Genomic DNA, 9,558 nt, shown 5'->3' with positions numbered 1-9,558 from the left:
CCGCAGTTGCGGCCCCCCGTTGTTATGGGATGAGATGCATGGGATCAGATGCACTTCACCGGTTTGGGCAGGCCGCCAATCTTGGTCGCCTGCTTGGCAGGCCCTTCCGGGAACAGCTTGTAGAGGTAGCGGCTGTTGCCCTTCTCGGGACCGTACTGCTTTTCCATCGCCTTGACCAGTGCGCGGATGGCGGGGGAGGTGTTGAACTCCAGATAGAAGGCGCGCACAAAGCGCACCACTTCCCAGTGCGGCTCCTCAAGCGTGATCCCCTCCTGCGCAGCCAGTACCAGTGCCAGCTCCTCGCTCCAGTCGTTGCTGTTGAGCAGGTAGCCCTTGGCATCGGTCTCGATGAGTTGGCCGTTGAATTCCAGCTGATGTTTTTCGGACGCAGACATGAGGGCTCCTCGCTTATGGGGCTATCAGGATTGGGCGGGCATGGTAGCGCCTTGATCCCCGGTGAGCAACCGGCTCTCGTTGGCCAGATGCAGCAGCTGATCCGCCAGCTCGCTGATCAGGTTGAGCTGCTGGGTCAGCATCAGCTGCTCCTCGCTGCTGTCCGGACAGCTGTCCGTGCAAAGAAGGGGGCTCTGACCACCGATTGAGCTGGAGGGGTTGCCCGCCAGATGGCCGGCAGCCTGCTCAAGGGTGTGGCAGATGTGGTGGCGCACCTCATCCAGCCCGCTGATGGCCTCAAGCTTGTCGCGATGAGCCCCCAGCGCCGAGATGTAGGAGAGCAGGGCGTGGTTGCGCCAGGTGAGGGTAAAGCAGAGATCGAGGAAGCGGCGGCGCTTTTGCGGCTCCACCAGCATGCTCTGCCAGGCAGTGGCCAGCTCGCTATCCGCCAGATGGGCGCTTTTGCGCGCCACCCGATAGTCGATGGACTCGTCCCGCTGCTGCTTGAGGCTCGCCAGCACTGCCGAGAGGTAGCGGGCGTTGGCCGAGAGCGAGTTGGCGATCAGGGTCGGTAGCCGCTTGTACTGCCAGTCAGGCCACAGCCAGGCTACCAGCCCGTAAGAGATCAGGCAGCCGAGCAAGGTATCGAGCAGCCGCGGCCCCAGAATGGCAAAGCCGATGCCATCAAGCAGGTTGAACGCCATCAGCACGTAGAGGGTGATAAAGCAGACCGCGGCGCTGTAGTTGTTGCGCACCTGAGTGAAAAACAGGAAGGCGGCGAGCCCCATCACCACCAGCTGGACGTGCAGCTCGGGGAACAGCCAGAGCACCGGAATGCCCACCAGAATACCGGCGAAGGTGCCGAGCATCCGCTGCACCAGTCGGCGGCGGGTGGCGCTGTAGCTGGGCTGGCAGACAAACAGCACGGTCAGCAAAATCCAGTAGCCCTTCTCCAGATCAAAGGCTTGCAGTATGCCGTAGCCGATCACCAGCCCGAGTGACAAACGCAGCGCATGGCGAAACACCATGGAGTGCAAGGTGATGTGCTGCTTGAGCTGGGCCAGCAGCGGCAGGCGGGGCGGGCGCGCCAGCGCGGGCAGCTCCTGCTCTGGTTGCTCGGGGTTTTGCAACACTTCGGCGCTGCCGAGCAGCTGGTTGATGCTGGCCAGATTGCGGCGCAGGAACTTCATCGGCGTCAGCAGGGTTTTCGGGTAGTGCTGCTTGAGATTGGTGAACTCCAGCTGATCGCCAAGGGCCTCCAGCGTCCAGTGGATGCGCTTGTTATGGGCGTAGGGCTTGTGCACCAGAATGGCGTAACCGAGCCGCTGGCACGCCTCGGAGAGTTGCAGGAACACCTCCTGAAATCCTTCCAGTACGATGCCCTGCTTGAGCTCCGCTTCCAGCCGGCTGTAAGGGTAGTGGCTGGAGGTGGCACGCTCGTGAATTTCCAGCGCCAGCAGGTAGAGGCGCAGCAGGCTGGCAAGCTCGGGGCTTGCCGGATGGCGGCGGCTCAGGCGGGCGTTGAGGGCCGACTTGGTTAGGGTCAGTGCGCTCACCAGATTGATGTTGAGCTGGGCCAGATTGTGGCGAATGGCCTGGGCGCCGTGCTCGTCCGCAGGGAAGAAGCGGGATTTCTCCAGCAGGTAGCGGCCAAGGGCGAAGTAGCTCTGGGCCAGCTGCTCGTGCAGGGTTTTGTAGGGCAGCAGCCAGAGCCAGATAAACGAGACCAGCCCGTACCAGAGGGCGCCAGCGCCGAGGGCCAGCGGCTGGTAGAAGAGATCCGGCGCCTTGGCGGCCCCCAGCATGGTGTAGATGGCGATCAGCAGCGAGCCGAAGCTGATGGTGGCGTAGCGGGCACCGAGCGCCCCCACCATCACGAAGATAAAGGTGGAGCTGGCCAGCCCGATGGCAAACAACCAGGGGGTGGGGTAGAGATACTGCACACAGAGGGACGCGAACATGAAGCAGATCAGCGTCATTGCGAGGTTTTTGAGGCGTCCCCACAGGCTGTCGTCGGTTTCGGCGATGGCACCCGCCACTACCCCGAGGGAGAGCAGCACGGTGAGCTGGATATTGCCGGTGGCCAGGGTGAAGGCGAGCAGACCGAGAATGGCCAGCAGCACTTTGAGAGCGAAGTAGATGTGACTATCGGTCAGCAGTCGGCGCAGCAGGCCAGAGAGATCCATCGGCATGAGACAGGTGAAACCCTTGATCGAAACGAGAGCGAGATAGTAACCCGCCAAGCGCGAAGTGGCCCTGATCCAAATCAGGGCCACTTCGCTTCATATCCTTGATTTACAACTTATCCTGACAGAAAGAGGAGCCAATAAAAACCCCGCCGAAGCGGGGTTTCTGATTAGTTGCGGTTGCCGCCAAGCAGGCTCAGCAAGCTCAGGAAGATGTTGTAGATGGAGACATACAGGGTGACGGTGGCAGAGATGTAGTTGGTCTCGCCGCCGCGCACGATCTGCTGGGTAGTCAGCAGGATGGCACCGGAGGAGAAGAGCATGAACATGGCGGACAGAGCCAGGCTCAGGGCGCTCATCTGCAGGAAGATGTTGGCAATCATGGCCACCAGCAGTACCCAGAAACCGACGAACAGCATGCCGCCGATGAAAGAGAGGTCACGCTTGGTGGTCAGGGCATAGGCCGACAGACCGAAGAAGGTGAGCGCGGTGCCGCCCAGGGCGGTCATCACGATCTCGCCACCACCATTGTTCATGTACATGTTGATGATGGGGCCCAGGCTATAGCCCAGCAGACCGGTCAGGGCGAAGGTGAAGACCAGCCCCATGCCGTTGTTGCGATTCTTCTCGGTCAGGAACATCAGACCGTAGACACCGATCAGGAACACGGCCCAGTGCAGCGGCGGCATGTTCATCACGGTAGCGACCCCCGCCACCACGGCAGAGAAGCCCAGAGTGAGGGAGAGCAGCATATAGGTGTTACGCAGCACCTTGTTGGTATCGCGTACGGCACTTTGGGTGCCAGTGTAGATAGAACGGGTATCCATCTTGGGTGTCCTCTTGATGTCCGGGTGAGACGGCGAGCAGCCGCCTCGTGATCGCTGTTTGTTACTGCATGTTTACGCATTGTATGTAGAACAAATAGGGATGACGAGGAACAATTTCAAGCCACCTGCCATTTTGCTCCCGCACACTATCCCACAGGAAATATGTATTGCATATGAACAAGGGCTTAGCGTAGTATGCACGCCGTTCGGAGGGGTGGCAGAGCGGCTGAATGCACCGGTCTTGAAAACCGGCGATGGGCGACCATCCGTGGGTTCAAATCCCACCTCCTCCGCCAATAAAAACAACAATTTAGCCAACTTATGCGCGGCGCAAGGCGAGTGAATAAAAGCCCTGTAACTGACCACATGCAAGGGCGAATTTGGTGCTAACCAGCGTCGAGAAAAAACCAAACCGTAAGCAGATAGTAAGCTGCCTAAAGAAATTTATAACATGCTGAAATCGTACCTCCGTGACCATTGGGAATACCTGACCAAGGCTGGTGGATACCCCGGCATAGATGCAGCTAGGGCATTAGCTGTCTCCTCCGTAATTCTGTTTCACTTCAAATGGCTGCCGTTTGGATGGATTGGCGTTGATCTTTTTTTCGTGATCAGCCGTGATCAGCGGATTTCTGATTGGAGGAATTATTCTTGATAAAGCGATTGCAAAGCGCTTTTCAATGATTGAGTTCTACCGCAATAGAGCACTTAGAATTCTCCCTGTCTATTACACAATGATTGTACTGTGTATTTTTCTCAAGGCAGGAGCAAAACCCTTAGATAATGTTGCATTGAAAAGTATTGCGACAGCAGCTACTTTTCTTCAGACGACTGGACCTTATTTTTTTCCAAATCAATTTGTAATTGATCACTCGTTTATTCCTGGTGGCTCATGGAGTCTCGCTGTTGAGGAAATGTTCTATATATTTTCGCCATTGGTGCTGATCTTGCTGGTCGGCACTACTGCGAGACTCAGGAGTGTTGCAATAGTACTCGGCTTGATTGCTTTGGCAGCAATCCCCATAAGGCTGACTATGACAAGCGGGTTTTCTCCTGACGATCCCAATTGGCACTTTGCAAGTTTTATTCAATTTCACTCAAGATTTGACGAGCTACTGGCAGGCGTTATTTGTGCCGCCTTGGTACGCAGCACCCCCGATTTAAAGCGAGGATCAAAGGCACTTGCTGTTTCCTCCATTGTTCTGTTGGCGATTTTTTTGGCATTCATGCTTGCGCACCCATTGTACTTAAAAAGTCCGCAAACGCTGACCCGCGACACGGTGTGGCTCCCCACTCTTTTGGGCGCAATGGGTGCTGCTTTCATATTGAGCGTTTATTGGGTTCCAATTAAATCGAAAATGGTTATTGCATTAGCGAGGCTGTCCTATCCACTGTACTTAATGCACATATTTATCTGGGAGGTTGCGATGCTAACTCCTGGACTAATGGATGCAGCCAAAGAGACCATTGGAATGCATGCGACCTACTTGATAATCGTGATGCTCTCGATTGTCTTTTCGTGGTTAATGTCACTTACTGTCGAGTACCCATTCATTCGTATATACAAAAAACCAGTTCTCGCCAAGCAAGAGCAATTCCTGCTGGCCAAGCGTTAGCTTTGCCATACTGGCCCCGCTTGTCGTTGCGCTGCGGCCATTGCGCCGGTTCGATAATGTCGCGCCCCTCGCTCATTACTGCCCCTGATGGCTGGCGATAGCGGCGTTGAGTTGTTCCAGCGTCGGCATGGCAAAGCTCATAGGCTGGTAGTGGCCGTGCAGTTCTGCCAGTGCGGCAAGTGCCTTCACCCGCGAATTGGCGTTCTTGCTATTGGCCGGGTCTGCCATCTCGTAGAGCTTGGCGCTAACTCGATCCTTGATGATGGACTGCATGTGCTGCTCGGTGGGCTGCACTACACAAAATGTAAATCCGGCGTAAATGCTTGTTTCCATGGAACTCGTAAAGCTTACGCAAGAAGCACACAGTAGCGTAAAATCAGCCTACCAGTTACTTGAAAACCGGCGATGGGTGACTATCCGTGGGTTCAAATCCCACCTCCTCCGCCATATTCAAAGAGAAAGCCCAAGCGATTCAATCGCTTGGGCTTTTTTGTATCTGCGGTTTCTGGCCGAAAATGGCCTTGAATGAAGGCGCCGACAAATCGCCCCGGCACTTTATGTCCTAGACCAGAATGACCTGCACATCTCTGGCTTTGATCTGCTCGATAACCTCTTTATCCGCATCCTTGCCGGTGATCAGAATGTCGATCTTGCTGGCGGCGCAAAACAGCATGCCTGCCCGCTGTCCCACCTTGCTGCTGTCAGCCAGTACCACCAGCCGGCCGACGTGGTTGAGCATCTTCTGCTCCGCCATCGCGGTCAGCATATCCATCTTGTAGAGACCATCTGCGGTGACACCCTTGCCGCTGGTAAACATCCAGTGCCCGGCATAGAGGGAGGAGATCTCGTCCTGCGGTGCCAGGGTGATGGATTGCGACTTGTTGTATTGACCGCCGATGATCACCACGCCGTCATGGTCATTCTCGATCAGGTAGTTGGCGAGCGGGAAGTAGTTGGTGATGACCTGAACATCCTGCCCGCAGATCTCCTGACCCAGCACGAAGGCGGTGGAGCCACAGTTGATGACCGCGCTTTCCCCCGGTTTGATCAGGGCTGCTGCCGCCTGGGCGATGCGCACCTTTTCGCTGTGATTGAGGCTTTCATTGCTGTCGAGCGGAGACCAGTGGGCCTTTCTGGCCTGCATCAGGGCTTCGGCCCCGTTGCGCACCTTGCGCAGCTTGCCGGAGTCATTGAGCTTGTTGATATCGCGGCGCGCGGTGGCCGGAGAGATATCAAAGGCTTGCATTATGCTGTTGACCGACAGATGACGTTTCTGATTGAGCAGTTCCAAAATGGCGTTATGGCGATGTGCTTCTGTCATATCATGCCTGATGATGATTGAATCTGATTGGGTGGTGATTATATCGCGCATAGGTGTCGATGACAGCAACCTTGTTAACTCTTCTGATAACGGGCGTTCAGGCGATCGCCAGACCGGCTTGCCGAGCGTGTTCGACCAGTCGCCCCTTGGCCGTTTTCAGGTTGCTGGCCCACGCTTCATCCTTGGCCCACATCTCCAGCACCAGGGGGCCGTTGTAACCGATTTTTGCCAGAGTATGGAAAATGGCGGCAAAGTCGACCTCTCCTTCGCCAATGACCAGATCACGGAACTGCCCGCTGCCATTGGCCGTTACCTTGCGGGTGTCTTTGAGGTGGATCTGTACGATATGGTCCGCACTCAGTTGCAGCTCGGTGCAGGTGTCATAGTTCCAGCCGGTGATATTGCCGACATCCGGGTAGGCCATGAAGTACGGGGAGGGGATCTGCTTTTTCAGCACCTCGAATTTGCTGAGGGAGTTGAGATAGGGGGTATCCATGATCTCCACACCCAGCATGATGCCTGCCCGTTCTGCCATTTTGGCTGCCGCCTTCATCCCGTCGACGAAGTGGCGGTGGGTCTCGTCGCTTTGCGGTTCGTAATAGACGTCGTAGCCCGCCAGCTGGATGCAGCGAATGCCGAGCTTGTACGCCAGATTGATCGCTTTTTCCATGATGATGGCCGCCTGCGCGCGGATGGCCGGATCCTGCGAACCAAACGGAAAGCGGCGATGGGCGCTCAGGCACATGGAGTGCAACGGCAAGCTGTGCTGCTCGCACAGGCGTCTGAGCCGATAGATTTCGCTATCTGACCAGTCGAGCCGTTGCAGTTTTTCATCTGATTCATCAATGGATATCTCGATGAAATCAAAGCCAAGCTCCTTGGCCGACAAAATTTTCTCTTGCCACTCCAGTGCAGAGGGCATGGCTTTTTCATAGAGGCCGAGGCGTAAGGCATGGTCAAAGTGGTGCATACAAGCTCCTGCATTCAGATAGAGAAATAGCGGTTCAATACCTCGAGGATTCCGCCCTCGTCGTTGCTCTCGCAGGTGACCCGGTTGGCCATCTGCTTAATCTCCGGCTCGGCATTGGCCATGGCGATGCCCATCCCTGCGAGGCAGAGCATGGAGGCGTCGTTGTGGTTGTCGCCGATGGCGACCAGTCGCGCCGGGCTGATCCCTTGCTGGTCCAGATAATCCTGCAGTCGCGCTCCCTTGCTGTTGCCGCGGCGGGCAAAATCGACCCTATTGGCCCATGACTGCTCGCCACTGAAGTGTTCGCGTACCCAAGGGTGATGTGAGAAGGCCTGAATGGCGGTGATCTCTCCCTCGGCCACGAACTTCCAGACATGGCTGCTGTTGGCCAGCTCATCTTCAAACGAGTCAACACTGGCTACCTGCGGCTGGATCGGCGGCGCAAAGCCGCTGGCCCACTGCTGCAGGGCCGCCACGTAGCGCACCGGCTGATGAGCGGAGTAGACCATGCGGTCAGTGACATACATGACGAGGTTGAGCCGGTGCTCCCTTGCCAGCGCGATAAAGCGCTGTGCCAGCTGATGGGGAATGGCGTTCTCTGCCAGCACGGCGCGCCGGTCGTAGTCGTAAACGTAGGTGCCGTTGCAGCAGATGATGGGAGTGGTCAGCCCCAGTTCGTGGTGATAGGGGTGGGCTGCCGTGTGGTGTCTGCCGGTGACCAGCATGACGGTGGCCTGCTCCTTGATCCTCATGATGGCCTCTTTGACGGCCGGCATGATGGTGTGAGCACTGGTCAGGGTGGTGCCATCGAGATCGAGGGCCAGGGCGTGATAGCGCATCGTCTGATCTTCTTATTATCCGGTGAGGTGGGGGCAATAGAGGGGGTGATTGAGATGACGCCTTGCTGGCCCATCTCCATCACCCTCCCTCGTATTACCCGACGTCTGACAGGGTGTGCTTACAGGAAAGATTTGTAAGGCAGCTCCGGCTCATCGATGAAGATGTCATCGAACCCGCGCGGGTGCTGGTAGTGCAGCTTGCTCTGGTCGGTCGGGAAGGTGTACTTGCCACCGACTTGCCAGAAGAAGGGGCTGAAGCGATAGCCGAGGCGATCCTTTTTCATGTTCCAGAGCACTTCGATCTCGCGGGGATCGCTTTGGAAGTTGGCCCAGATATCGTGGTGGAACGGGATCACCACCTTGGTGTTGAGGGACTCCCCGGCCCGCAAGATGTCTGATGAGGTCATCTTGTCGGTCACGCCGCGGGGGTTCTCGCCATAAGAGAGCAGCGCCACATCGATCTGGTAGTCATTGCCGTGCTTGGCGTAGTAGTTGGAGTAGTGAGAATCACCCGAGTGGTAGAGGTTGCCCCCGGATGTCTTGACCAGATAGTTCACTGCCCGATCATCCATGCCATCCAGAATGCTCTTGTCGGTGGAGGAGACCCCCGCCGGCAGGGTGACCAGCGCGGTACGGTCAAAGGCATCGAGTACCTGGATCACGATATCGCCCACCGGGATCTCGTCACCAACGCGGGCCACCACACAACGCTCGGCAGGCACCCCCCAGCGCAGCCAGAGGTCGACACAGGCTTTCGGGCCGATGAACTTCACATGCTCACCACAGTTTTGCAGCACGGCAGCCGCCACATTGACGTCGATATGGTCGGCATGATCGTGGGTGGCGAGCACCGCATCGATATCTTTAATCCCGAACGGATCGAGCACGAAAGGTGAGGTTCTCAGGTTGGGTTGCAGCTTGCGCACGCCCCCCATCCGCATCATCTGGTGCTGCTTGTTCATGTAGGGATTGCCATGGGTTCGCTTGCCCGTGCCGCACCAGAAGTCGATGGAGATGTTGGTATTGCCGGCAGACTTCAGCCAGATACCGGTGCAACCCAGCCACCACATGGCGAAGGTATTCGGTTTGACCTCTTCCTGCTCAATCTCTTCATTCAGCCAGGTGCCCCACTCGGGGAAGGTGCTGAGGATCCACGATTCACGGGTGATTTCTTCAATCTTGCTCATCTCACATACCTTTCTGATTTGGATGGTTCACACAGTGGTGATTCATCGGGTGATGACATGACTTGCATGGTTGCGAGTCAGTGATTTGCTTTGATTGGTTGTGACTATATTACCCGTCCTTGTGATTATCAATGATTGTGGTGATTGTTTTGTGAGATTAATTGCGGCATATCACAATCAAGAGATGAGTACATTTTTAAGTGTTTGTATTTATTGGAT

General features: G+C 56.4%; 9 protein-coding genes and 1 tRNA gene. 2 read left to right on the top strand and 8 right to left on the bottom strand.

The genetic code is table 11. From position 1 onward, the window contains the following. Positions 1-44 precede the first annotated feature (44 nt). From AB5Z02_RS15135 to AB5Z02_RS15125, 3 genes are all read right to left on the bottom strand, one after another. The gene (locus tag AB5Z02_RS15135) at positions 45-395 is read right to left on the bottom strand and encodes a TusE/DsrC/DsvC family sulfur relay protein (RefSeq protein WP_019446869.1); all 351 of its coding nucleotides are present in this window, start codon (positions 393-395) and stop codon (positions 45-47) included. A gap of 24 nt (positions 396-419) precedes the next feature. Continuing rightward, positions 420-2,585, bottom strand: coding sequence for a YccS family putative transporter (yccS, locus tag AB5Z02_RS15130; RefSeq protein ID WP_368216362.1), 2,166 nt, complete (start codon positions 2,583-2,585; stop codon positions 420-422). Between the two features lie 164 nt (positions 2,586-2,749). After that, positions 2,750-3,406, bottom strand: coding sequence for a Bax inhibitor-1/YccA family protein (locus tag AB5Z02_RS15125; protein WP_005338308.1), 657 nt, complete (start codon positions 3,404-3,406; stop codon positions 2,750-2,752). Positions 3,407-3,614: 208 nt separating this feature from the next. On the opposite strand from AB5Z02_RS15125, the gene AB5Z02_RS15120 reads away from it, so the two are divergent. Then, positions 3,615-3,702 (top strand) — tRNA-Ser (locus AB5Z02_RS15120). Positions 3,703-4,023: 321 nt separating this feature from the next. Beyond that, positions 4,024-5,022 (top strand): acyltransferase family protein, encoded by a 999-nt coding sequence (locus AB5Z02_RS15115; RefSeq protein ID WP_368216360.1) that lies wholly within the window; start codon positions 4,024-4,026, stop codon positions 5,020-5,022. 75 nt (positions 5,023-5,097) lie between these two features. Here the strand turns inward: AB5Z02_RS15115 and AB5Z02_RS15110 are convergent, their stop codons facing one another. The 5 genes from AB5Z02_RS15110 to ulaG all read right to left on the bottom strand — a co-directional run bounded on the left by AB5Z02_RS15110 (position 5,098) and on the right by ulaG (position 9,339). Beyond that, on the bottom strand, positions 5,098-5,355 hold the full coding sequence (locus AB5Z02_RS15110; protein ID WP_368216359.1) for a hypothetical protein: 258 nt from the start codon (positions 5,353-5,355) through the stop codon (positions 5,098-5,100). 229 nt (positions 5,356-5,584) lie between these two features. Further along, entirely contained in the window at positions 5,585-6,343 is a 759-nt protein-coding gene (gene ulaR / locus AB5Z02_RS15105) for an HTH-type transcriptional regulator UlaR (RefSeq protein WP_069526315.1), read from the bottom strand. Positions 6,344-6,440: 97 nt separating this feature from the next. After that, positions 6,441-7,313, bottom strand: coding sequence for an L-ribulose-5-phosphate 3-epimerase (locus AB5Z02_RS15100; protein WP_368216357.1), 873 nt, complete (start codon positions 7,311-7,313; stop codon positions 6,441-6,443). A 14-nt stretch (positions 7,314-7,327) separates the two neighbouring features. After that, positions 7,328-8,152, bottom strand: a complete 825-nt coding sequence (locus AB5Z02_RS15095) for a Cof-type HAD-IIB family hydrolase (RefSeq protein ID WP_368216356.1) — start codon at positions 8,150-8,152, stop codon at positions 7,328-7,330. Between the two features lie 119 nt (positions 8,153-8,271). Beyond that, on the bottom strand, positions 8,272-9,339 hold the full coding sequence (gene ulaG, locus AB5Z02_RS15090; protein WP_021229099.1) for an L-ascorbate 6-phosphate lactonase: 1,068 nt from the start codon (positions 9,337-9,339) through the stop codon (positions 8,272-8,274). Positions 9,340-9,558: the final 219 nt, after the last annotated feature.

The organism is Aeromonas sp. R2-3 (genome assembly GCF_040908375.1).
In the GTDB taxonomy this organism is placed as follows: Bacteria; Pseudomonadota; Gammaproteobacteria; order Enterobacterales; family Aeromonadaceae; genus Aeromonas; species Aeromonas veronii.
The sequence above is the reverse complement of the archived record's forward strand: the minus strand, read 5'-3'. Positions and strand labels throughout refer to the sequence as shown.